We start from the raw sequence: 21,172 nt of genomic DNA on the forward strand, positions 1-21,172 counted from the left end.
CAGCATGGACACCCTCACAGAATCCGACGTCGCCGACCTCCTCGACGACCTCGCGCAGCTCCTCCCCTTCCCCACGACGCTCTACACCGACATGGGCGCGGATAGCTGGGCTCCACAGCTCTACTTCGGCCCCGTCGACCCGTCATCAGACCTCGCAGCCCACCGCGCCGGAATCGACGCCGACACCGTACGCCCGGTGTGGTGGATCGACCTCGACGGCGGAACGCGAACGATCCTCCTCGACGAGGTAACCCCCGACGACGTGTGCAACGTCGCCGCCCGAATCGCGCAGCTCTACCCCGAACACCGGCAATAACTCCAATACCGTTCCGAGCGGCCCCGCAATAGGGTTGGTGGCGTCGGCAGCCCCGGCACCCGCTCCCCGCCGCCATGTCGCCCCCCAGACCGCGCGGCGGGGAGCCTCTACAGCGGCCGACGCCGGACGGAGCCGGCGCCGGCTAACGGACGGCCGGACGGAGCCGGCCGACTGCAGGGGCCTGTCGGCCCGTTCTTTTGCCGTGAAGCCTTCGGCAGCGTACGGTCGGCCAACCTGCGCGCTAGTGCTTTCGCGGCATATCCTCCCTCGCTGCGCTCAGTCCGGTATTCCGCGGTCACTAGCACTCCGGCCGTCCTCCCTAGCGGCGAATGAATTCGCCTTCACGGCAAAAAAACGAGGGGTGGGAGGATTACCAAATGGAAGCGCTAACCGTCTACACGACCGGGCCGCAGTGTGGGAAGTGCCGCATGACGAAGATGATGCTCGACAGCAAGGGCGTCCCCTACATCGAGGTCAACATCACCGAGAACCCCGAAGCGCGCGAGTACGTCACCGAGGAGCTGGGCTACACCGTGGCCCCCGTTGTCGTCGTCGACGATGACGATCATTGGTGCGACCTCCGACCCGACCACATCGAGCGGGTAGCCGCTCACTTTGCCGCCTGACATCAGTAGTAAATAACTCTATTACCGGCTATACTGGTAATACCGACCGAGGAGGAACCATGAACGCTCGCAACCTGACCCCATATGACCGAGGCACCCGCCTAGAGCCGCAGCTCTGGCCGCTCGGGGACGACCCCGACAGCTACGGCCGGGTCGACTTCGACAACGACGAGTCGGCAACCGTGCTGACGGCCTACGTCGAGCGCGAGGGCGACGGCTACGCGATGCACGTCGCAGGGATGGCCGAGCCGCTGAGCCTAGTCGTCGACGGCGGCGGGCGCGTCGTGCCGGTCGACGCCGAGCTGTGCGCGGGAATCGACGAACTGCTGGACATGGCCCGTCGAGGCCGCGAGGACTTCGAGCACCAGGCGAGCTACGGCGACTACACCGCCGAGGATCGCGCGGCCGCCGATCGCCGTTGGCTGCTGGCCCAGAAGGTGGCCGAGCTGCTGCGCGGAGAAGCCGAGAAGGCTTGACGCTAATAGAGTCATTTACTACAATAGAGTTATTACCAAGGAGGACCGCATGACCACTCAGACCATCACCGTTACCCGGCTTGCCGATCTGCGATTCGGTGACCGGATCAAGAGCTGGGACGGCCGCCCCTACAACCCGCCCCGCCGCGTCGTGTCCGAGCTGGGGACGATCACCGCCGGTTCCCCCGTGCAGGGCGTCCGCTTGCAGAACCCCAACCCCACGAGCCCTATCGAGCTGGTGCTGTATCCGTCGCAGATGGACGGCCGCAGATTGGAGGTTGAGCGCGAGACATTCGATCCGGCATAATAACACTATTAGCGGCAACACCAGCACGACCGACCGAAGGAATGGGCTATGAACAGTGACCGCCGCAGACGCATCAACGAGATTCGCGAACAGCTCGACACGCTCCGTGAGCAGATTGACGAGCTGTGCGACGAGGAGCGCGAGGCATTCGACAACATGCCTGAGAGCCTGCAAGGCAGCGAGCGTGGACAGGCGGCCGAGCAGGCGGCCGACGCGCTCGACCAGGCCCGCGACGCCGTCGAGGAGGCGACAAGCTCGCTCGAAGAGGCCACCGGATAGACGGCTGTCCACCCCCGATAAGAACCCAATCAGCAATCGAAAGGAACAGATCATGAGCTACATCACGCGCACCGGCAACCTGGCCGCAACGCCCACCCTCCGCGAGGGGGATAACGGCCCGTACACCTACGCCCGCGTGCTCGTCAGCGACCGCATCCGCCAGGATGACAACAGCTACACCGACGGCCCCACCGTGGCCTACGACGTCGCCGTGAGCGGCAACCAGGCCGTGAACCTCGTCGAGGTCGCGGAGGAGTCGGGCAATGTCCGAGTGACGTTCTCGGGTCGCTACCGCGTCACTGAATACAAGGGGGAGCAGGGCACCCGCTTGCAGCACGAGGTCCGAGCCGATGAGGTCGCGGTGAGCCTGCGCGGGCAGAGCGTCCGCGTCGTCAGCAAGCCCGCAGCCGACCAGGGCGACGACACCCCGTTCTGATCGTTGATCGAGGGGGGCGCGCTGCGCCCCCCTCTCTCGTTCCATCAACACCGGCAATAGCTGTATTAGAGTTGTTCCCGTCAACGGAGGTATTTTCTTATGACCGCTCGAATTCTCGCCCTCTGCAACCAGAAGGGCGGCGTCGGCAAGAGCACGACGCTATTCCAGCTCGCGCGCGCCGCGGTGCTTGCCGGTCGCCGCGTGCTGGCCGTCGACAACGACCCACAGGGCAACCTCACGAGCAACATCACCGCCGAGGAGGTCGACGCCGAGCAGGCGGGCCTGGCCGACGTCCTGAGCGCCCGCGCCGACGACACCATGCGCGACGTCATCGTGCCCGGACTGTGGCCCGGCCTCGACGTCGTGCCGACGTCCGGGGCCTCGCTCGGGAACGTCCGGGATGAACTGGTCATAGCCGGCGCCGGCCGAGAGGTTCGGCTGCGCGAAGCGCTGGCCCAGGTGATCGACGACTACGACCTGATTCTGATCGACTCTGCGCCGTCCCTCGACCAGCTCACGATCAACGCCCTCACCGCGGCCGACGGGGCTGTGATCGTCACCCACACGAAGAAGTGGAGCCTTGACGGGCTCGGGCAGCTCCTCGACACGATCGGGAACGTCCAGAGGTACTACAACCCCGGACTGAGCGTCGCCGGAATCATCGTCAACCAGCACGAGGAGCGCACCGTCGGCGGGGCCGCCTGGCTCGACGAGCTCCGCGCGGCCGCCGAGGGCCGCGGGCTGCGCCTGATCGGTCGACCCATCCCCAAGCGCGTCGTGATCGCAGACGCCACCGAGGCCGCACGCGGCCTCGACGAGTGGGGGAGTGCCGAGGCAACCGCGCTCGGAGCGATCTACGCCGAGCACCTGGCCGCTATCGAAGGAGATCCGTCATGAACCGTCCCGCCCCCCGCAAGTCGAGCCTGTCGAGCGCGAGCCCGTTCGATCACCCCACGGCCCCGGAAGCGGCCCAGGAGGCTCCCGCAGCGGCTCCCGCCTCCACTACGCCCGCCCCGGCCGCACAGAGCGCCACAGAGCCGCTGAGCGCCGCTGAGAAGGGCGAGAAGCCCGGCAAGCCCCCCAAGATCACGATCTACCAGCACCCCGACGACTCCGCCCGCATGCGCGGCGCGATCGTCGCCTACATGCGCAACGTCGGCATGACGAACCTGTCGAAGTTCGCCAATGAGGCGATCATGGAGAAGGTCGAGCGTTTGGAAGCCCAGTACAACGGCGGGAAGCCGTTCGAGCCAGTCGGCCCGGGCGTGCTCACCGTCGGCCGACCGATGGGGGAGTGACATGGTTTCTCGCACTGCAACAGCCGTGATCGTCAAGGCGTCGACCGTCGCCACCGATGGCGTCGAGGCGACGCGCTACTACGGCCCGTTCCTGCCGCACGTCGGGTCGGCCACGACCTGGTTTCTCGAGAACCTAGAGGACGAGCTGCGCGACTCAGGTCGCTACCAGAGCTGGGACGTGTCGGTCGAGGACGTGTTTATCGGCACCGACGAATCCGACTGCGAAGTCCGCGCCACCCGATAGACCCACAGGAGAACGCATGACCACACCCACGCTTCACCAGCTCGTCGACCAGGTGCTCGACACCGCACAGGCCGCGCACCCCGGCGTTGAATTCGGCATCACCTTGTCGCTCGCCAACGCCCTACTGCTGCCGAAAGACTCTGACAAGTTGTGGCGCAAGGACAACGACGGCCGGGATAACTACTACCGGGGGCACGTCTACCGCGATTGCCTCGTCAATGAGGTTCCGAACGTCGACCCAGCGCCGATCGATTTCCTCGTGGCCGTGACGCCCGTCTACGGCACAAGCCCCGAAGCCGAGCACGCGGTGGCCTACTACGGCGATCTACGTACAGGCGCGATCGCGACGACTCTCCCGGATGACCTGGCCGTGCCGCCGGCAGAGCCGGCGTAGCTACGGCCGCCGTACCGGAGTCACCGCGGACGCCCAGACCCAGGCGCGGTACTCGGTGCCGCGGATCGAGAACACCACCCCGACGGCATCCGCTGTCCAGCGCGCCGCTACCGCGTCGACGAGCGCAGGTTTCAACCCGAACCGCACCCAGGCACGCACCGGCTTAGGGCGAGGGTCGACCGTCACGGGCTCGGAGTCCAGGCGCAGCTCCTCCGGAGTGAGCGACTGCAACGGGCCAGCGCTCACCACCGCCTGTTCCAATATGCGTTCACCCATCAGACGGTCGTAGTGCTCGGCATAGCGCTTGTTGCTCCCGATGGCCGACTCCTCTCCGGCCAGGACGAGACTACCGCTATTCGAACATGTGTTCGATTCTGGCCAACGCGAAACGGGCAGGAAATCGCACGACGATAAGGTTCGGGCTATGACCAACGACGTGCGCAATATCCAGACCGCCCTTTCCGCAATTTCCGAGCAGTGGCAGCCCCACCGGCTGGCGAGTGTCAACGATTACGACGTCAAAGTGGTGAAGCTTCAGGGGGAGTTTGTGTGGCACACCCACCCCGACACCGATGAACTCTTCATGGTCGTGGCGGGGGAACTCACGATCCAGCTCCGCGATCGGGATGTCGTTCTCCAGCCCAACGACGTCTTTGTCGTGCCGAAGGGCGTCGAGCACTGCCCGAAGGCCACGGAGGAAGTGCATGCGCTTCTGTTCGAGCCCAAGGGGACGGTCAACACGGGGGATGCTGGGGGCGACATGACGACCGAGCTTCAAGAGTTCTGACGCTATCGCTCCCGAAAACGATCGTTTACGGCGCTTAGCGAATGAAACGCGACGCTGCACCACCACAAACGTCGTTCGGAACCGGCTTTCGGCAGAGGTTCTCGGCGGGCTCAGCAAACCGCGCGATCGGGTGGCGAGTCGGCCCTACCAGGCGGTATAGCCGCCGTCCACAAGGTAATCAGCGCCGGTAACGAAGCTCGCGGCATCTGATGCGAGGAATGCTACGACCGCGGCGACCTCCTCCGTTTCGGCTGCCCGCGCCATTGGCGTCATCCGGAACCACACGTCGGTGATCGCTTCGCGCCCGGCGGTGGTCTTCTCGAACATCTCAGTGCGCGTATAGCTCGGCGAGACCGAGTTGACACGCACGCCCCCGGATGCCCATTCGCTGGCCAGCGACCTGGTGAGACCAAGGATCGCGGCCTTAGACGAATTGTACGCCGCGCCCGGGTGAGGCGTGTTGGCGATGTGCGCCGAGATGGAAGCGATGTTCACGATCGAGCCGGAGCCCTGCTTAAGCATCTGCCGGCCAGCCGCACGTGCGCTGAAGTAGGTGCCGAACACGTTCACCTCGTAGACACGCATGAAGTCGAGGTCGGACATGTCCAAGGCAGGCACTTCGATGACAATGCCGGCGTTATTGACCCAAATGTCAAGCCGCCCGTGATCGGTAATGATGCGTTCGACGGCCGCGTCGACTTGTCCAGAGTCAGTGACGTCAGCCTGAATCCAGTGGCCGCCCCACCGCTGTGCCTCACTCCGCGTGTTCTCGGGATCGCGGTCGATAACGATCGGAACGGCACCGGAATCGTGTAGCGCCCGGCAGATCGCGCTGCCGATGCCCTGGGCACCACCAGTGACGGCGGCGATCTTTCCGTCCAGCCCGCCGATCGGATACGAGCGGTCCATACGTTCCTCCTATAGAGAGATAGGTGGGCGGTGGCCTTCGAGCCACCGCCCACCTATTCAGGCTTCCAGCGCGTCCTCGGGAATGAGCGTGCCCGGGTTCATGGTGTTCTTCGGGTCGAAGAGTTTCTTCAGCCCCACAAGGATCGGGAACGCCGAACCCAGCTCATCGGCGATCCGCGCCACGCGCATCTTGCCCACGCCGTGGTGGTGCACCATTCCACCGCTGGGCTGCTTGAGCACCTGAGTGGCGACGACGTCCTTGACCGCGCGGTCGGACTCCCACATCTTCAAGGGATCACCATCTTCGATGGCCAGCTGGTAGACGAAGTAGATGTTCGTGCCGTTCTGGTAGCTGTGCGAGACGTGCCCACCAATCATGGTGAGGTTATCAATGTGTTGGGGCACGGCGTCGAGTACATCGCGGTATATCTTCCTGATATCGCTCCAGCTCGCCGAAATCTCGATCGTGGTGTTGAACCGTCGGCTCTCGCGGTACTTGTCGCGGTTGGGCTCGGTGCCGAGCACCGCGTTGACGGCGTTGCGCGTGTCCATCCAGTTGTCAACGACAGCGGTGCCGATCGCGCGGCCACCGAACCCGTCCGCGACGCGATCTATCTTCGCGCCGATCGCCTGCGCGATCTCCGGTGGGGCTTCGGCGACGAAGAACATGCAGGCCTCGTCTTCGCCCAACTCGACTGAGCCGTAGTGCGCATCCATGTCGGCCTTGTCATACAAGCGCACGACAGCGGGGCGGTACCCCGAGGTGATAATGTCACGGATCGCCTCGAGGCCCCTCTCGAAGCTCGGCATGACGAAGGCGCCCCGCCACTGTTCCTTGGAGTAATCGACGAAGATCTTAACGGTCACCTCGGTGATCGCCGCCCAGGCACCTTCGCTACCCATGATGGTGTGGCGCAGGTCTGGACCAGCGGCGGCGCGTGGAACCGAACGCATCCGTACAATCTCACCATTGGGCAGGACGGCCTCCATGCCTGTGAGCATGTCCTCGATACCACCGTAGTAGGTGCTCAACTGACCGATGCTGCGCGTGGACACGAGCCCACCCATACACGCCAGGGGCTGGGACTGAGGCCAGTGCCCTGTCGTCAAGCCCTTCTCGTTCAGGATGCGCTCCAGTTCTTGCAGGCCCATGCCACCTTGCGTGGTGACTTGCATGTTCTCCTCGTCGAGCGAGATCAGCTTGTCCATGCCGCGCATGTCAACGACAACGGTCTTGTCGTTGATGACGAGCAGCTGGTCCTCGCTGCTCGAGGCACCCGACTGCAGCATCACGCTCAGATCATGGTCGTCGCAGTACTTCATAACCTCCGCAACCTGACCGGTGCTGTAGACACGAACGATGCACAGCGGAAGGAATTCGGGTTCGTAGCCGAAGGCCTTCTCAAACTGTCGCACGAGCACGCCCTCCGGGCGCAACAGTGCGTCCCGGTCGGTCAGTACCTCGGCATCGCCAACGATGCCTTTCAAGTCGCCAATGGTGTGACTTGCCAATGCTTCGATAGATGGCACGCGGCCTCCTCTGTCCCGCCCGAGGAATCGGGCTCTTGTAGTAATCTTTCACCAAGATAGAGTGTTAGGACGCCAATTTGCAAGGTTCTCCCTGATTTTCAGGGGACTGTCTTGCGGAGGTCTACGGATTTGTGTAGGTTTCTTTCAACCGTCGTGGGCCTCCACGGTCGTCACAGTCCACTTTTGTTCGCCCGACTCGACGGGGGGACGTCACAGTATCCAATGAAGGGTGCAAACACATGAAACTAGCCGCACGTCCTCGCCACCTTGTCGCGGGTCTAGGTATCGCAGCACTGATGGTCGGCATTGCCGGCTGCAGCTCGCCAGCGGACCGTCAAGAAGGGCCGGCGCCCGAGGGCGCGGGGCAGCCGACTACCACGAGTTCGGATCCGGCCATCGCCGCCCTCCTCGAGGAGGTTCAGGGCAAGTCGGACCTCGAAGCGCTCGCGTTCTTCGAATCTCTCGATGATATGGATCTTTCCGATGCGCAAGTGATCGACTTCTTTGTGAACCTCCCCCTATCGGACGCTAACCAGGAGATCTACGACCTGTACAACTCGCGCGGCTTCGCCAACGGCGCGGAGGCGTATCCGCGCGCCGAGATGGTCGACGGGTTCGAGTGGCAGTCAGGAATGGGCACGCAGATCACTGGCCCGTTCACAAACCAGGCGCTGAAGCTGCCGTTCTCGGACGAGTACATCCCTCTTCCGGAAGGACCCATCGGCGACCCGGACGAGACCTACACGATCGGTCTGCTCTCTGGTGGGCTGTCGGACGCGTGGATCGCAAACTACCAAGACAGCGTCGGCTACGAAGCCGCGAGGCACGAAAACGTAACGCTGGACGTGCGAGATTACAACTTCGATATGGCCAAGTATTCGACCGAGATGGATGCGTTGATCGCCCAGCAGGTCGACGCGATCGTGACCTGGCCGATGGTCGAGTCTTCGTCGGCCGCGCCTGTACAGCGTGCTGAAGAGGCCGGCATCCCGGTGATCACCGCCGACCGCACGAGCGGCTACAAAGATGTCACATCGCGAGTCACCGGTAACTTCCCGGCCAACGGCGCACAGAACGCGATGTACCTCGTCTGGAAGCTCGCTCAAGAAGGTGGCGGCGAAGCCGTTGACGGTAACGTCGTAGTGCTCGGCAAGCCCGCCGGAAGCACCGCGGACAACACCCGCGGTGGCTTCTTTCTAAAGGTGCTGAGCTACTTCCCCGGCATCGAGATCCTCAAGTACGAGAACATCGATGACAACCGGCAGGCATCGGCCGAAGCAGCCCAGAACGCTTTCGCGACCTACGACAACATCGACGCAATCTTCGGTGCAGACTCAAACAAGGCCGCCGTCGCCGCTCAGGCCGCAGAGCAAGCCGGACGTATGACGCGTGCCAACGGCGAGCCCCTGATCATTATGTCGACCGACGACGCGAAGGAGATCTTCACGCTGCTCGACAACGGACAGGTATCGGTCAACACCCCCTACACTCCGCTGATCGGCGATGTGCAGATGCGTGTGGCTCTCAACGTTCTGGCTGGCAACGAGGTTCCTCGGGATGTCGCAACGCCGAACATCCCCATGGTGACCAAGGACGGAGTGAAGATCTTCGGGCTACAGACCCTGACGCCCGAAGCGTGGTTTGAGTATACCTTCGGATGAGTTGGGCCTCCCCGTTTCACTGTGAGTCGGGGTCGGTCGGTCAATACGCCGGCCGTCCCCGCCGAGAATGGAGTTCCTGACTATGCCGACCGCCAAGACGCGGGTATCGCCGGCGGCGAGTACGCTGCTTCTCTCCCTCGCGATTCTTGCGATATTCGTCGTCATCGCGGCGATATTCATCCCCAACTTCTTCGCGTCGACGAACCTGGCCAACATCGCGCGGCTGTACGCTCCGGCGGGACTCATGGCTGTCGGCCTTTCGATGGTCTTGCTGACCGGCGAGATCGATGTGTCGGTCGGCGCGATCGCCTCGCTGGCGGTTATGACCTCAGCGCGGTTTGTCGACATCAGCCAGCCGCTGGCAATCGTGGTCGCCCTATCGGTCGGCGTGCTCTGCGGCCTGTTCAACGGGTTCGTCGTAACGAAGCTGCGAGTGCCCTCGCTTATCGTTACCATCGGAACTCTCAGCCTGTTCGGCGGGCTAGCGGCCATCGTCAACGCACAGACGAAGTTCTTCGAGAACCACTACCCCATATACTCAGCACCGGCTCGAGCGAATCTATTCGGCGTCCCAGTCTCGTTCCTGATCTTCGTGGCGATCACCGCGGTGCTGTGGTGGGTCACGGCGCGAACAGTGTTCGGACGCCGGATGTACGCCGTCGGAACCAACCGTCGCGCAGCCTGGGCGAGCGGTGTACGCGTCGACCGCATCCGCATCATCGCGTTCATCATCTCGGGCTTTTGCGCAGCCCTGTCGGGCTATCTGCTCAGCACGCAGATCGGCAGCGCGGCCATCGATATCGGCACGGGCCAAGAGCTCACCGCAATCGCGATCGCCGTACTAAGTGGTGTGTCCCTTTTCGGCGGGCGGGGATCGATCGGTGCGGTGCTGGTCGGTACCCTGACGCTCGGTGTGTTCATCAACATGTTGGCGCTGTTCCGCCTGGGTAGCTACTTCAGTCTCGCCATGCAGGGCGTGCTCGTGATCGCCGTCGTGTTCTTGTTCGGCATACTTAATCGCCGTGCGATGAAGGAGGATGCGTCATGACCACCGTTGCGGGGCCCGAACGGGTCCTCCGCTCCCGCCGATCGATCCCCGGGTGGCTTGCGCTCGACCTCATGCTCGTGGGGGTCATCGTTGTGCTGCTGATCGTCGGCCAGTTGTCGGTCAGGGGGTTCCTGCAGCCAGCGAACGTCCGAGTCGTCCTCATGGCGTGCGTGGTGACAGGATTGCTCGCCCTTGCGCAGGCGCTCGCGCTCATCGTGCGCGAGATCGATCTCGCTCTCGGCGCCACCCTCGTCGCCGCGCCCCTACTCGCAGTGCACTCGGCCGACCAAATAACCTATGCGCTAACGGGGCGCGGGCTACTCGTCGGCCTGACAGGGGGGGTGACCGGCGGATGGTGGATGATCATCGGGCTCACCGTGATGCTCTCAGTCGGAATCGGTGTCGTGATGGGAGTGATCATCGCATACCTGAACGTGCCCTCGTTCGTGGTCACCATCGGCATGAGCTTCATCTTGATCGGCACGGGCTACGTGATCTCGCAGGGCACCCCGATTTCGTTCCAAACCGTCGAAGAGTCGCAATTCGTCGGCAACACGTTCATCGCCAACCTCGTGCCGTGGAGCTTCATCTGCTTCCTGATGGTGGCCCTAGTGCTCTCGTTCTTCATAAACTGGACCAAGCTCGGGCCACGCCTGTACGCAACCGGAGGGAACACCCGGGCAGCCGCGCTGTCCGGCGTGGACACCAGGCTGTGGTGTGTCTTCGCCTATGCGATAGCCGGTGCTATCGTCGCCATCGCCGCGATCCTCAACATGTCGCGCATGCAGGGGGTGGACGTGGGTCAGAATGCGAACTTCGCCCTCCAGAGCATCGTCATCGCGATTCTCGGGGGTGTGGGCGTGCGCGGAGGCGAGGGTCGGGTCTCGGGTGTAGTGCTGGCGACGATCGCGTTCACCCTTTTGCTTCAGATCCTCAGCTCGTTCGGGTTTAATTACTACGCCCAAATGGCTGTGACCGGCTTCGTGGTGCTCGTTTTCACCGCCGTCAGCAAGCGCGCCGACAGTCAGCGACTGCGCCACATGAAGAAGATCGAGGTTTGACGATGGATACGATTCGCCTGACCGCAATGCTGCGAAGGGACCTGCGATGACAGTTCCACTGCTCCGGCTGGACGGCATCAACAAGTCGTTCTTCGGCAACGCTGTCCTGACCGATGTGAGTTTCGAAATCACTCGCGGCGAGATCGTGTCCCTAGTGGGCACGAACGGCGCCGGAAAGTCAACGCTGTCGTCGGTGATCGCTGGTATCCACCCCCCGAATAGCGGTGTCGTCCAAATCGACGGCGAGAGAGTGCAGCTACGCACACCGCGTGACGCGGAGCGGCACGGCATCGGCATGGTCCACCAAGAGCCCACGCTCGTGGATCAACTGACCGTGCATGAGAACATTTTCCTCAACCGCGAGCTACTCACGCCTGCGAGAACGCTTCGGCGGGGCGCGATGATCGACGAGAGCCGTGCGGTCCTGGAGTCCCTCGGATATCAAGTCGATCCGGAGGCGCTGGTGCGTAACCTCCCGCTCATCGAGCGGGGTGTTGTCGCCATTGCGCGCGCGATGCTCGCGCGGCCCCGTATTCTCATTCTCGACGAGGTCACCGCGACCCTCAACGCGAAAGAGGTCGAGCATCTTTTCACCGTCATCCGGCAGATCGCCGGCAGCGGTGTCGGGGTCATCTTCATCGGGCATGACATGCGCGAGGTCGTGGAGATCTCGAATCGTGTCGTCGTGGTCCGTGACGGCCAGATCGGCGGCGTGCTCAGCACCGGCGACGGCCTCAACGAGGCGACAATCATCAGGATCATGCTCGGCGCCACTGGCGAGATGCAGGACGACCTCGCGAAGGACACTGACCCTACCCTGTCCGACCCGACGACGCGCACGCCGTTACTGAGCACGCGATGGCTGTCTCTCGACGAGGTCTACGATGACGTGTCGTTCGAGGTTTGCGCGGGCGAGGTTGTCGGACTGGCTGGGCTCAAGGGCGCGGGGATTACCGAACTGCTGTTCACGCTCTTCGGTGCCTACCGGCCGACAAGCGGCGAGATCATGCGTGCTGACGTGGAAATCCACCCCCGCAACCCGCGCGAGGCGATCATGCATGGAATCGGAATGGTAACCAACGACCGGCAGGCCGAGGGCCTGGCCCTGGGGTTGTCCATCGCCGACAATGTCGTCCTCGCAACGTTGCGACGCTTCGCCCGGTGGCTCGGGACCGCTTCGGGTCGCGACATCGATGCTGCCGCGCGGGAGTCGATCAATCGGCTGAGCATCAAGACCACCGGTCCCTATCAGAAGGCGCAGTTTCTCTCCGGCGGCAACCAGCAGAAGGTTGTCGTGGCCAAGTGGCTGCAACGCGACGTGGATGTTCTGCTCGTCGACGAGCCCACGCGCGGTGTTGATGTGCGCGCCAAGCGCGAGATTTATGACCTGCTGCTCGAAGAGAGAGAGCGCGGCAAAGGCATAGTCGTCTATTCGCCGGAGATCCGGGAGCTGCTCACGCTCGCCGATCGCATCCTCGTGTTCGCCCACGGGAAAATGGTCGACGAGATTGTGCGGGGGGATGCCGCGTTCACCGAGCAAGGACTCCTCGAAGTGGTTCACTCAGGGCGCTCGGCCTCCACGGCGGTGGCGCTAGATCTTGATGCTCCCGTGAGGATGGAGGAACGATGACGTCGCGAATCTTCATCGCCCCGCAGCGCTACGTCCAAGGGCCTGGCGAGCTCGACCGCTTCGGCGAGCACGTCGCGCGCCTCGGGACGAAACCACTGGTCGTCGCTCTCGCGCCCGACTTCGACCGGGTGGCTGACACAATCACCGCGTCGGTGGAGCGCTCCGGCCATCAGTTGGCCGTCGCCGAGTTCGGCGGCGAGCTGACGCGTGCCGAGGCCAACCGGCTGCGCGCTGCTGCCGAGGCTGAGGGTAGCGACGTCATCGTCGGTCTTGGCGGGGGCAAGGCGTGCGACGCGGCCAAGGCTGTCGCTGAGGTGCTCAATCTACCGTGCGTGACGGTACCGACAGTGGCTTCAACCGATGCCCCCTGCTCGGCACTGGCCGTCTTCTATACCGAGGAAGGGGCGTTCGAGTCGGGAGACCTGTTGCGACGCAACCCCGACCTCGTGCTCGTTGATTCCCAGGTCATCGCGCAAGCCCCCACGCGCTTTCTCATCTCTGGCTTCGGCGATGCTTTCGCCACCTATTTCGAAGCTCGCGCCGTTCAGCGCTCGGGCGCGACGAACATGCCCGGCGGCACTCCGACAACCGCCGCGTTGGCAATTGCCGAGGCCTGCGTCGGTGTGCTGCGCCGGAGATCGCTCGAAGCGATCAGCGCCTCTGACACCAACACCGTCAACGATGCGCTCGAAGACGTGATCGAGGCGAACGTGTTGCTCAGTGGCATCGGCTTCGAAAGCGGCGGGCTCGCCGTGGCACACTCGATCCACAACGCACTCACCGAATTGGAACAGACGCACGGCTTACTGCACGGTGAGAAGGTCGCTTTCGGTATTCTCGTGCAGCTCGTTTTGGAAGAGTCGGACGAGTTCGCCGCTGCGTTCGACTATCTCCGCTCTGTTGGGTTGCCGACGACCCTCGCCGATCTCGGGCTGCCACCGAACGAAGCGACGTTGCGCTCCCTTGCGTTTGCCGCCGTGGCACCGGGGGAGACGCTTCACAACATGCCAATATCGATTGACGAAGATGCCGTGTTGCATGCAGTGATCGAGGCCGATCGGCGCGCCTCTGAAATGAGGTTCTCATGACGACTCTTGACCACAGTGTCGAAGCAGACCCCCGACCACGGTCTCTTCTGGAAAAGATCAGCGAGCGCCGCGAGAATATGCGCGCGTCGGAGCAGTGTGTGGGCGATTGGGTGCTAGCGAACCCGGTCGATACCTCGATGATGAACCTCGCAGGCCTCGCCGACGCTGCCGGGGTAAGCGAACCGACCGTCGTACGGTTTTGTACGGCGATCGGGCTTAGCGGCTTTCGCGCTTTCAAGATCGAGCTCGTGCGCTCGCTCGCGCTCGGCGACCCCGGAGCCGTGGCGGCAGTAGCGCGCGATGACGGCATCGAGGCTGTCGTGTCGAAGACCGTGGATCGCACGATCAGCACGCTCGACCGAGTTCGGCGGCGCATCTCGACCGAAGCACTCGAAGAGGCCGCCGATATGTTGACGCAGGCTCGCGAGATCGTGTTCATCGGCGCGGGCACAAGCGGCATCGTCGCGCTCGATGCGCAACAGAAGTTTCCCGTGCTCGGAGTGCCCTGCTCGGCCCCGCTCGACTTCCACGAACAGTACATGGCCGCGTCCATGTCAGTCGAAGAAACCGTGGTGGTGACGATCTCCAACAGCGCCCGCACGCGAACCGTTGTCGACGTAGCCAAAGCCGCGAAGTCGGCGGGGGGGCGAGTCATCGCGATCGTAGGCGACGACGGACCGCTGGCCCAGATCGCAGATGTCACTCTGCATACCAGTGCGTTCGAAGACACCGAGATGTATACGCCGACGGTGAGCCGTATCGCCGGGCTCGTCGTCATCGACATCCTCACCAGTCTCGTCGCCCTTCGCAGGCCGTCATCGCATGCTAAACGTGTCACGGCTATGAAACAGGCGCTGTCCGAGATCGCACGGCACGTCTAAACAGTCCGTACCGCTGACCTGGAGAAAACCATCATGAGGTTCACCGACACCGATCCCGCGACCACGTTGGCCCGTCGATCAGCCGCGCGGATCGACCGCTTCAACGAAGCGGACGGAGCGGCGCACGGTACACGACGGCTGCGGATGATCACCGGCGGTGGGCTCGAGATCGACATCCACCCGGATCGAGCGCTCGACGTCGGCGCGGTCACGCTCGACGGCATGCCGATGGCGTTCCTCGAGCCCGGTGGCGTTCCGGCTCCCGAGCGGCACGCCACCGGCGCCGGTGGGTGGCTGCGGACCTTCGGTGGCGGCCTGCTGGTCACGTGCGGGCTGGATAGCTACGGGGCACCCAGCATCGACGAGGACACCGCCTACCCGCAGCACGGCAGTATCAGCAAGGTGCCGGCGTCGGTGAACGTCATCACGGATGATGACGGTGTGCTTGCAGTCGAGGGAACCATCAGACAGTTCGAGTTCGGATCGACGAGGCTGCTGCTGCGGCGGCGGATCGAGAGCCGGATCGGCGGCATATCCTTCAGCATCCACGACCGCATCGTCAACGAGTCGCACACAACACCGGCGGTGCTGATGGTGTTGTACCACGTCAATATCGGCATGCCCCTGCTGGGCAGCGGAGCCGAACTCGTCATCCCCAAATCGGCGGTCGAGCCACGCGACGAGGTGAGCAATGCGCGGAGGGATGCCTGCCGCGTGATCGAGGATCCGGCAGCGGATGCCGAGGCAGTAGTCTTCCTGCACGACTTCGAAGGCGAGGGTCCGACGAGTGTAGGGGTGCGCAATCTCGACCTGGGGGCGTCGTTCTTCCTCGATTTCGACACGACACAGCTGCCGTACTTGTGCGAGTGGAAGCACCTCACGCTAGACGCTTGCGTCTTAGGTTTGGAACCGATGAACACACGCACCGTGACCAGCCGTGCGCACGCGCGAGAGACCGGGGTGCTGCGGATGCTCAGACCCAGAGAATCCGCGGCGTTCGATCTGACGTTCCGATTCGAGCGGACAGCGTGAGCCGGTCGCTCTGACAAGAGGAGTTGAGATGTCCTACGTGCTCGGAATTGACATCGGAACCAGCGGATGCAAGGTCACCGCTCTCGACGAGTCGGGCGATGCGGTTGCCACCGTTTCTCGTGAATGGTTCCCGATTGTGCGCCCCAATGGGACGAGCGAGCAAGATCCACAGGAGTGGATCGACGGAGTCCGCGAGGCGATTAGCGAACTCTCTGCAGGCCTGGATGACTCGTTCGGGGTCAAAGCCATCGGCGTGACCGGTCAGATGCAGGGCGCGACCTTTGTGGATGAAGCGGGTACGCCCGTGCGGCCCTCCATCCTGTGGAACGATACCAGGTCGTCGCCGCAGACCCGCGAGATTATCAAGGGGGATCGCAAGAGGATCGAGGGAATCATCGGCGCGCCCTTCTCGGACGGCCTCACGCTGGGCAAGCTGCTGTGGGTACGCGCGAACGAGCCCGAGAACTGGGCACGGTTAGCAACGGTGCTGCACGCTCCAGAGTTCATCGTGCAGGCGATCACCGGTCAGCGCCTGGCCGACGTGAACAACCTCGGCCAGAGTGGGATGAATGACGTCGCAGCTAACGACTGGTCCTACGACCTGCTTGACGAGTTCGACATCCCGCGCACGATGGTTCCGCCCGTCGTCGCCTGCGACGAGGTCGCGGCCACGACCACCGAGACGGCCGCGGTGATCGGCCTTCCGGCAGGCATTCCCGTCGTCTGCGCTGGGGGCGACTCCGGGGCCGAGGGGTTTTCGCTGGGCTTAGCCGGTTTGCCACGCTTGAAGGTGCGCCTCGGCACGGCCGCCGACCTCAACCTCGTTCGCCCGTACGACCCCAACCGCGGCGGCTTTCGCGATGTGGTTCCAGGACACGTGCTCGTGGGCGCTTACACAAAGTCCTGCGCGTCTTCAGTTCGCTGGGTGCGCGAGATGTTCTTCACCGACCGCCCCCAGACGACCGATACCTTCGCGTTCATGGACGCGTGTACCGTCGATGTGCCGGCGGGCTCGGACGGCCTGATCTTTCACCCTTACCTCATGGGCGAGGCTACCCCGTATTTCAATTCGGCGATGTCGGGGATGCTGCACGGATTGAGAGCAGGGATGGGACGAGGCCACGTCACCCGAGCCATGTACGAAGGGATCGCGATGTCGATCCGTGACATTTTAGACCACACACCCGACTTCGCACACACGAAGGAGATCGTCGTGCTCGGCGGCGGTGCCAAGTCAGAGGTCTTCGTGTCCAGCCTCGTTGATGTTCTTGGGCGCGACGGCATCGTGCCGCCGCACGGCGACGCCGCCTACGGCGCGGCTCTGCTCGCGGGGCATACCATCGGCGTTTGGGACGGCTTTGAGCGGGCCGCGGCGAACGTCGCGGCGGGACGGCGGGTCGCGCCCGACTCCGAACGACATGCGGTGCTGTCCGAGAACTACGCACGCTATCTCGCCGACGCCCAGCGCGAAGACGCGCGCACGGCAGTGGACAGTGAGGGCTCGTGACGCGCCGCCGGCCCGCATGACCGCCAGGGACGTGCGAGCGGACACTACGCGCTTTGTAGTGAACGGATGCCGTACGCGCGCGTACCTTTGTCACACCCCTGTCGCTTGCCGCCTGCGTCCGCACGTGCATCTGGGCGAAGACAATGCCATACCTGTCTGCCTGGCTGATCGACCCTGACGTTAGATCCTGGCACTTGCCGACGTCCCTCGCGGTCGCCCTGATCTTCTGTTGGTCTGCTCATTGAGCGGTTACCGTCGACGACTTTCTCCGCGATCAATGCGACGACGGCAGCGGTGTTCTTGGACATGGTTCTCCTTGCGACGGATGAGAACAGAGTACGACGGGGGTCGCCCTGGCATCCTGCACGGATCCTCCCTACGACGTAGCGAAGCGCAGGAGGTCTGAGTATCGGAGCGCCGGGAGCTATGGACTCGATCGCGCCAGAAACGATCGATTCCGGCACGGCCGCGAGCTGCACCGCGGCGACGTCGACACGCCGTGCCGAAACGCCGTGCCGAAACCCTGTTGTGCCGAAACTTCTTCTAGACCGTTTTCGGGAAAACCGGTAGACTGGTAGGACGACGAAGGGAGCCCATCGTGGCTGAGGCATTCACGGTCGAGCAGGAGTGGCCGGAGCTGTTCGCGCAGCTCGACGCGACGCAGCGCGACAGCGTGCGCCAGGCCCTCGCCGCCGGATGGCACGAAGGGTTCACCCCGACCCGCGAGGACGTCGAGAACGTGACCGACTACACCCGCGGGGCGATCGACCTCGCGGAGTACCGTCGACGCGGCCACGCTGCCGCTCGCCGCGCTGCCGGCGTCGTCGGCGCCGGCCGCTGACGTGGCATCCCAGTTCGATAGCTGGGAGTCGTACTTCTACCCCGACACGATCGACCCGGATACCGGGATCGGGACGCTGCGCAACCTCTACGAGGAGCACGACGCGCGGGTGCTGTCTCGGATGGAGTACACCGACACCACCGTGCGCGCCGTGCAGCTCGGTAACGGCGAGGTCGAGATACCTCGCACGTTCGACGGGGCGCACCTACGCGCGATCCACGGGCACCTGTTCCAGGACGTCTACGAGTGGGCGGGGGAGTACCGCACTGTCGAAATGTCGAAGGGTCCGGGTCGCGGATTCGGTGAGGTCGGGTCGGGCGAGGTCGATCGGTATCTGTCCGACGCGCGCCAGCTCGTGACGTCGACCGACTGGGCCAAGATCGGTCGTAACGACTTCATCGCCACGGCCTCGACCGTGTTCGCCTACGTCAACCAGGCGCACCCCTTCCGCGAGGGCAACGGCCGCACGTCGAAGGTGTTCATGGCGCACGTGGCCGAGCAGTCGCCGTACCGGTTTGACTTTGCCCGCGTGAGCCCGGAGCAGTGGAACGGGGGGTCGGCCATGAGCCGGCCCGACATGTTCGCCTACGCTCCCGAGCCCGCCTCTCTCGTCCCGGTGTTCGCCGCGGTGACCGTCGAGCGCACGGCACCGCAGGCCGGCCCTGACCGGGCCGCTCAGGTGCGTTCAGCGCTCAGCGCCTCCTACCCGCGGCCCGCGGCCGAGGCGACCAAGCAGACGCCGCAGCGGGGCACACAGGCCCGCCCGCCGAGTGCCGGCTACCGCGCCAACCGCGGACCCGACGTCAGTCGTGACCGATAGGAAGATCCCATGTTCGATTCACTTCTCCCAAACGTCGTCGGCGGGGCCGGCGTGGTTCTGTTCGTCGTCGGCTCGATCGCGCTGCTTACCTCGCGCGATCGCTTCGCCCGCACCAGCGGCGGTGTCAGTCGACTCCTCTGGTCGCTCGGCGTGTGCGAGGTCGCCGTAGTGCTCTGGATCGCCGCACTCTGGATCGACGGGACCGCATGGCTTCCCGGCCGGATCATCGCCACCGTCGCTGTGCTCGCCGGGCTCGCGTTCGTCGTCCCGCGCATGCGCCGCATCGCGCGCGCGCCGCGCAGCGCACCGGCCGCGGACGTCGAGCAGGTTCAGCAGTGACGAACGTCGTCGGTTACGCCCGAGTGTCGAAGCGGGAGCAGAACCCCGCCGCTCAGGAGGCCGAGCTGCGCGCGGCCGGCGCTTCTCGAGTATTCGTTGACCACGGCGAGTCGAGTCGCATCGCAGACCGCCCGCAGTGGCTCGCCTGCCTCGATTACCTCCGCGAGGGCGACACCCTCCTGGTGCGTCGCCTCGACCGGCTCGGAGGGTCGGAGCGGATCATCATCGAGACGCTGCACGACCTCGACCGCCGAGGCGTGAACATCAAGAGCCTCACGGAGCCGATGATCGACACCACAACCCCGATGGGCCGCGCCCTGTTCGGCATGGTCGCCGTGTTCGCGCAGCTCCGCGTCGACACCATCCGGGACAACACCCTGCGTGGCCTCGCGCACGCCAAGGCGCAGGGTCGAGTCGGTGGCCGGCCGTCGAAGATGACGCCGGAGAAGATCGCACAGGCGCAGCGGATGCGCGCCGAGAACCGCAGCCTCGACCACATCGCCGGAGTGCTCAGCGTCGGCAAGTCGACCGTTGCCCGTGCGCTGAGCAAGGCCGATCAGGAACTCACCGAGTCGCGCCGGTAGCCCCGTCCTGGTCATCGTGAAGCAGGACGCCCGGAGCCACATCGAGCGCGCCGGCTATCGCGTTCAGCTCATCGACCGTGAGGCCCGCCGGCCTTCTCAGATGCAGCCGCCGAGCCAGGGTGCGCGGCTTGATCCCGGTCGCGTCGGCCAGCCACTCGACCGTTAGACCGCGGGTGTCGAGCACGCGCCGGATGCGCTGCGCGACCTGCACAGCTATGGATCGCGTCATCGGCCATCGCCCCCCAACTCACCCTCACGAGTGAGCGTGTCGATCACCGTCACGACGTCGTTCCCCGGCACCGTCACGGACGCCGCCAGCCGGTAGCCGGAGCGACCGTAATCGTAGAGCTGCTGGTCACGCTCGCTCACGTTCCGCATCAGCCGGCCGCGCTCCTCGTCCGACGTCGGCAGCGTCGTTGTCAGCGTTGCGAAACTCACGGGTCCACTCATCGTTCGATCCCATTCCCTTGTTGTGTGTCCGATGAAAGTAGGCAGTTCGGCGGTACGCCGAGGTGCCGGCTTTCTCGGAACACTTGCCGCCTTGCACGCAGCGGAGAGCCGGTCAAGGGGAGCCCGGAGGGCTCTCCCGAAGGGACGCGAAGCGCCCTTGACGGGATCGGGAGCGGAGTGCAACCCCGCAGCGCGGGGACACACGAAAGCCCCACGCCGCAGAGCGGAACGTGGGGCCGGAACCGTGCCAGCGATCAACCCTCCGTAGAAGGCTCCGACTGCGCATCGTCAGCCGAACCAGGGGCCGAGCTGGACGCAGGCTTGCGCGTCGATCGACGCCGGGTGCGCGCCTTCTTGTCGGGCTCAGCGAACCCGATTTTGCGCAGCTCGTCCGCAGACCATCCGGCGCTTAGCGCAGCCGAGTAGGCGCGCACGTCCTCGCGCTCCGCGGTCGCGATCCGCTCAGCGATTCGTGCTTGTAGGTCGGCCAGCTCGCGGGCCGTCTCGTCCCGCACATCACTGAGCGACTGCCGCGCCTCCGCGACCGTACGAACCGCTGTCAGGCGGTCATCCTGTAGACGTCGCGCGCGTTCGATTGCTTCCTCTGGTGTCAGTTGCGTAGCCATGC

The 21,172-nt window shown here is 64.4% G+C and carries 29 protein-coding genes; 23 read left to right on the forward strand and 6 right to left on the reverse strand.

Features of this window, described 5'->3' with window-relative positions:
* The 10 genes from J1M43_RS16230 to J1M43_RS16275 all read left to right on the forward strand — a co-directional run.
* Nucleotides 1-316, forward strand: a 316-nt coding sequence (locus J1M43_RS16230) for a hypothetical protein (protein ID WP_206477494.1), incomplete at its 5' end; no start/stop codon positions are given.
* A 377-nt stretch (nt 317-693) separates the two neighbouring features.
* Nucleotides 694-942, forward strand: a complete 249-nt coding sequence (locus J1M43_RS16235) for a glutaredoxin domain-containing protein (protein ID WP_206477495.1) — start codon at nt 694-696, stop codon at nt 940-942.
* A 59-nt stretch (nt 943-1,001) separates the two neighbouring features.
* The gene (locus J1M43_RS16240; RefSeq protein ID WP_068483738.1) at nt 1,002-1,418 is read left to right on the forward strand and encodes a hypothetical protein; all 417 of its coding nucleotides are present in this window, start codon (nt 1,002-1,004) and stop codon (nt 1,416-1,418) included.
* Nucleotides 1,419-1,467: 49 nt separating this feature from the next.
* Nucleotides 1,468-1,725, forward strand: coding sequence for a hypothetical protein (locus J1M43_RS16245; protein ID WP_124093347.1), 258 nt, complete (start codon nt 1,468-1,470; stop codon nt 1,723-1,725).
* 48 nt (nt 1,726-1,773) lie between these two features.
* A complete protein-coding gene (locus tag J1M43_RS16250) occupies nt 1,774-2,004 on the forward strand; it encodes a hypothetical protein (protein WP_206477496.1) in 231 nt (76 codons plus the stop codon).
* Nucleotides 2,005-2,056: 52 nt separating this feature from the next.
* Nucleotides 2,057-2,440 (forward strand): single-stranded DNA-binding protein, encoded by a 384-nt coding sequence (locus J1M43_RS16255; RefSeq protein WP_206477497.1) that lies wholly within the window; start codon nt 2,057-2,059, stop codon nt 2,438-2,440.
* Nucleotides 2,441-2,539: 99 nt separating this feature from the next.
* Nucleotides 2,540-3,337: a ParA family protein gene (locus tag J1M43_RS16260; protein ID WP_206477498.1), complete on the forward strand. Its 798-nt coding sequence runs from the start codon at nt 2,540-2,542 to the stop codon at nt 3,335-3,337.
* The gene (locus J1M43_RS16265) at nt 3,334-3,738 is read left to right on the forward strand and encodes a hypothetical protein (protein WP_206477499.1); all 405 of its coding nucleotides are present in this window, start codon (nt 3,334-3,336) and stop codon (nt 3,736-3,738) included. Before J1M43_RS16260 ends, J1M43_RS16265 begins: the two co-directional genes overlap by 4 nt.
* A gap of 1 nt (nt 3,739) precedes the next feature.
* Entirely contained in the window at nt 3,740-3,982 is a 243-nt protein-coding gene (locus J1M43_RS16270) for a hypothetical protein (protein ID WP_206477500.1), read from the forward strand.
* 16 nt (nt 3,983-3,998) lie between these two features.
* A complete protein-coding gene (locus J1M43_RS16275) occupies nt 3,999-4,376 on the forward strand; it encodes a hypothetical protein (protein WP_206477501.1) in 378 nt (125 codons plus the stop codon).
* On the opposite strand, the gene J1M43_RS16280 is transcribed toward J1M43_RS16275, so the two are convergent.
* Nucleotides 4,377-4,652 (reverse strand): hypothetical protein, encoded by a 276-nt coding sequence (locus tag J1M43_RS16280; protein ID WP_206477502.1) that lies wholly within the window; start codon nt 4,650-4,652, stop codon nt 4,377-4,379.
* A 148-nt stretch (nt 4,653-4,800) separates the two neighbouring features.
* On the opposite strand from J1M43_RS16280, the gene J1M43_RS16285 reads away from it, so the two are divergent.
* A complete protein-coding gene (locus J1M43_RS16285; RefSeq protein WP_206477503.1) occupies nt 4,801-5,163 on the forward strand; it encodes a cupin domain-containing protein in 363 nt (120 codons plus the stop codon).
* Between the two features lie 144 nt (nt 5,164-5,307).
* Here the strand turns inward: J1M43_RS16285 and J1M43_RS16290 are convergent, their stop codons facing one another.
* Together J1M43_RS16290 and J1M43_RS16295 are read right to left on the reverse strand one after the other, a co-directional pair.
* A complete protein-coding gene (locus tag J1M43_RS16290; RefSeq protein ID WP_206477504.1) occupies nt 5,308-6,072 on the reverse strand; it encodes an SDR family NAD(P)-dependent oxidoreductase in 765 nt (254 codons plus the stop codon).
* Between the two features lie 57 nt (nt 6,073-6,129).
* The gene (locus J1M43_RS16295; RefSeq protein WP_206477505.1) at nt 6,130-7,602 is read right to left on the reverse strand and encodes an FAD-binding oxidoreductase; all 1,473 of its coding nucleotides are present in this window, start codon (nt 7,600-7,602) and stop codon (nt 6,130-6,132) included.
* Between the two features lie 239 nt (nt 7,603-7,841).
* Here J1M43_RS16295 and J1M43_RS16300 point away from each other — a divergent pair, with 239 nt between their 5' ends.
* From J1M43_RS16300 to J1M43_RS16355, 12 genes are all read left to right on the forward strand, one after another.
* Nucleotides 7,842-9,263, forward strand: a complete 1,422-nt coding sequence (locus tag J1M43_RS16300; RefSeq protein ID WP_206477506.1) for a substrate-binding domain-containing protein — start codon at nt 7,842-7,844, stop codon at nt 9,261-9,263.
* Between the two features lie 67 nt (nt 9,264-9,330).
* Nucleotides 9,331-10,311, forward strand: a complete 981-nt coding sequence (locus J1M43_RS16305) for an ABC transporter permease (RefSeq protein ID WP_206477507.1) — start codon at nt 9,331-9,333, stop codon at nt 10,309-10,311.
* Nucleotides 10,308-11,372: a hypothetical protein gene (locus J1M43_RS16310; protein ID WP_206477508.1), complete on the forward strand. Its 1,065-nt coding sequence runs from the start codon at nt 10,308-10,310 to the stop codon at nt 11,370-11,372. Before J1M43_RS16305 ends, J1M43_RS16310 begins: the two co-directional genes overlap by 4 nt.
* A gap of 46 nt (nt 11,373-11,418) precedes the next feature.
* Nucleotides 11,419-13,002, forward strand: a complete 1,584-nt coding sequence (locus J1M43_RS16315; protein ID WP_206477509.1) for a sugar ABC transporter ATP-binding protein — start codon at nt 11,419-11,421, stop codon at nt 13,000-13,002.
* Nucleotides 12,999-14,090, forward strand: coding sequence for a glycerol dehydrogenase (locus J1M43_RS16320; protein ID WP_206477510.1), 1,092 nt, complete (start codon nt 12,999-13,001; stop codon nt 14,088-14,090). The genes J1M43_RS16315 and J1M43_RS16320 overlap by 4 nt, the downstream gene beginning before the upstream one ends.
* Nucleotides 14,087-14,971 carry a MurR/RpiR family transcriptional regulator gene (locus J1M43_RS16325; RefSeq protein ID WP_206477511.1) on the forward strand — a complete coding sequence of 295 codons (885 nt, stop codon included), beginning with the start codon at nt 14,087-14,089 and terminating at the stop codon, nt 14,969-14,971. The genes J1M43_RS16320 and J1M43_RS16325 overlap by 4 nt, the downstream gene beginning before the upstream one ends.
* Nucleotides 14,972-15,004: 33 nt before the next feature.
* Nucleotides 15,005-16,003: an aldose 1-epimerase family protein gene (locus tag J1M43_RS16330; protein ID WP_206477512.1), complete on the forward strand. Its 999-nt coding sequence runs from the start codon at nt 15,005-15,007 to the stop codon at nt 16,001-16,003.
* 28 nt (nt 16,004-16,031) lie between these two features.
* A complete protein-coding gene (locus J1M43_RS16335; RefSeq protein ID WP_206477513.1) occupies nt 16,032-17,510 on the forward strand; it encodes a xylulokinase in 1,479 nt (492 codons plus the stop codon).
* Between the two features lie 598 nt (nt 17,511-18,108).
* Nucleotides 18,109-18,351, forward strand: a complete 243-nt coding sequence (locus J1M43_RS16340) for an antitoxin VbhA family protein (RefSeq protein ID WP_005053860.1) — start codon at nt 18,109-18,111, stop codon at nt 18,349-18,351.
* A 1-nt stretch (nt 18,352) separates the two neighbouring features.
* Entirely contained in the window at nt 18,353-19,171 is an 819-nt protein-coding gene (locus tag J1M43_RS16345) for a Fic family protein (protein WP_206477514.1), read from the forward strand.
* A 9-nt stretch (nt 19,172-19,180) separates the two neighbouring features.
* Nucleotides 19,181-19,510 (forward strand): hypothetical protein, encoded by a 330-nt coding sequence (locus J1M43_RS16350; RefSeq protein ID WP_206477515.1) that lies wholly within the window; start codon nt 19,181-19,183, stop codon nt 19,508-19,510.
* Entirely contained in the window at nt 19,507-20,094 is a 588-nt protein-coding gene (locus J1M43_RS16355) for a recombinase family protein (RefSeq protein ID WP_206477516.1), read from the forward strand. The genes J1M43_RS16350 and J1M43_RS16355 overlap by 4 nt, the downstream gene beginning before the upstream one ends.
* Here the strand turns inward: J1M43_RS16355 and J1M43_RS16360 are convergent.
* From J1M43_RS16360 to J1M43_RS16370, 3 genes are all read right to left on the reverse strand, one after another.
* Nucleotides 20,075-20,323, reverse strand: coding sequence for a helix-turn-helix transcriptional regulator (locus J1M43_RS16360; protein WP_206477517.1), 249 nt, complete (start codon nt 20,321-20,323; stop codon nt 20,075-20,077). The two genes, J1M43_RS16355 and J1M43_RS16360, sit on opposite strands and share 20 nt — an antisense overlap.
* Nucleotides 20,320-20,544, reverse strand: a complete 225-nt coding sequence (locus J1M43_RS16365) for a hypothetical protein (RefSeq protein ID WP_206477518.1) — start codon at nt 20,542-20,544, stop codon at nt 20,320-20,322. Before J1M43_RS16365 ends, J1M43_RS16360 begins: the two co-directional genes overlap by 4 nt.
* 254 nt (nt 20,545-20,798) lie before the next feature.
* The gene (locus tag J1M43_RS16370; protein WP_206477519.1) at nt 20,799-21,170 is read right to left on the reverse strand and encodes a hypothetical protein; all 372 of its coding nucleotides are present in this window, start codon (nt 21,168-21,170) and stop codon (nt 20,799-20,801) included.
* Between the last annotated feature and the right edge of the window lie 2 nt (nt 21,171-21,172).

Origin of the sequence: Microbacterium sp. KRD172 (genome assembly GCF_017168295.1) — a bacterium.
Classification (GTDB): Bacteria; Actinomycetota; Actinomycetes; order Actinomycetales; family Microbacteriaceae; genus Microbacterium; species Microbacterium profundi.

Coding starts and splice junctions, on each gene's coding strand:
- J1M43_RS16235 (WP_206477495.1), top strand. CDS start 694: ATGGAAGCGCTAACCGTCTACACGACCGGGCCGCAGTGTGGGAAGTGC.
- J1M43_RS16240 (WP_068483738.1), top strand. CDS start 1,002: ATGAACGCTCGCAACCTGACCCCATATGACCGAGGCACCCGCCTAGAG.
- J1M43_RS16245 (WP_124093347.1), top strand. CDS start 1,468: ATGACCACTCAGACCATCACCGTTACCCGGCTTGCCGATCTGCGATTC.
- J1M43_RS16250 (WP_206477496.1), top strand. CDS start 1,774: ATGAACAGTGACCGCCGCAGACGCATCAACGAGATTCGCGAACAGCTC.
- J1M43_RS16255 (WP_206477497.1), top strand. CDS start 2,057: ATGAGCTACATCACGCGCACCGGCAACCTGGCCGCAACGCCCACCCTC.
- J1M43_RS16260 (WP_206477498.1), top strand. CDS start 2,540: ATGACCGCTCGAATTCTCGCCCTCTGCAACCAGAAGGGCGGCGTCGGC.
- J1M43_RS16265 (WP_206477499.1), top strand. CDS start 3,334: ATGAACCGTCCCGCCCCCCGCAAGTCGAGCCTGTCGAGCGCGAGCCCG.
- J1M43_RS16270 (WP_206477500.1), top strand. CDS start 3,740: ATGGTTTCTCGCACTGCAACAGCCGTGATCGTCAAGGCGTCGACCGTC.
- J1M43_RS16275 (WP_206477501.1), top strand. CDS start 3,999: ATGACCACACCCACGCTTCACCAGCTCGTCGACCAGGTGCTCGACACC.
- J1M43_RS16280 (WP_206477502.1), bottom strand. CDS start 4,652: ATGGGTGAACGCATATTGGAACAGGCGGTGGTGAGCGCTGGCCCGTTG.
- J1M43_RS16285 (WP_206477503.1), top strand. CDS start 4,801: ATGACCAACGACGTGCGCAATATCCAGACCGCCCTTTCCGCAATTTCC.
- J1M43_RS16290 (WP_206477504.1), bottom strand. CDS start 6,072: ATGGACCGCTCGTATCCGATCGGCGGGCTGGACGGAAAGATCGCCGCC.
- J1M43_RS16300 (WP_206477506.1), top strand. CDS start 7,842: ATGAAACTAGCCGCACGTCCTCGCCACCTTGTCGCGGGTCTAGGTATC.
- J1M43_RS16305 (WP_206477507.1), top strand. CDS start 9,331: ATGGAGTTCCTGACTATGCCGACCGCCAAGACGCGGGTATCGCCGGCG.
- J1M43_RS16310 (WP_206477508.1), top strand. CDS start 10,308: ATGACCACCGTTGCGGGGCCCGAACGGGTCCTCCGCTCCCGCCGATCG.
- J1M43_RS16315 (WP_206477509.1), top strand. CDS start 11,419: ATGACAGTTCCACTGCTCCGGCTGGACGGCATCAACAAGTCGTTCTTC.
- J1M43_RS16320 (WP_206477510.1), top strand. CDS start 12,999: ATGACGTCGCGAATCTTCATCGCCCCGCAGCGCTACGTCCAAGGGCCT.
- J1M43_RS16325 (WP_206477511.1), top strand. CDS start 14,087: ATGACGACTCTTGACCACAGTGTCGAAGCAGACCCCCGACCACGGTCT.
- J1M43_RS16330 (WP_206477512.1), top strand. CDS start 15,005: ATGAGGTTCACCGACACCGATCCCGCGACCACGTTGGCCCGTCGATCA.
- J1M43_RS16335 (WP_206477513.1), top strand. CDS start 16,032: ATGTCCTACGTGCTCGGAATTGACATCGGAACCAGCGGATGCAAGGTC.
- J1M43_RS16350 (WP_206477515.1), top strand. CDS start 19,181: ATGTTCGATTCACTTCTCCCAAACGTCGTCGGCGGGGCCGGCGTGGTT.
- J1M43_RS16360 (WP_206477517.1), bottom strand. CDS start 20,323: ATGACGCGATCCATAGCTGTGCAGGTCGCGCAGCGCATCCGGCGCGTG.
- J1M43_RS16365 (WP_206477518.1), bottom strand. CDS start 20,544: ATGAGTGGACCCGTGAGTTTCGCAACGCTGACAACGACGCTGCCGACG.
- J1M43_RS16370 (WP_206477519.1), bottom strand. CDS start 21,170: ATGGCTACGCAACTGACACCAGAGGAAGCAATCGAACGCGCGCGACGT.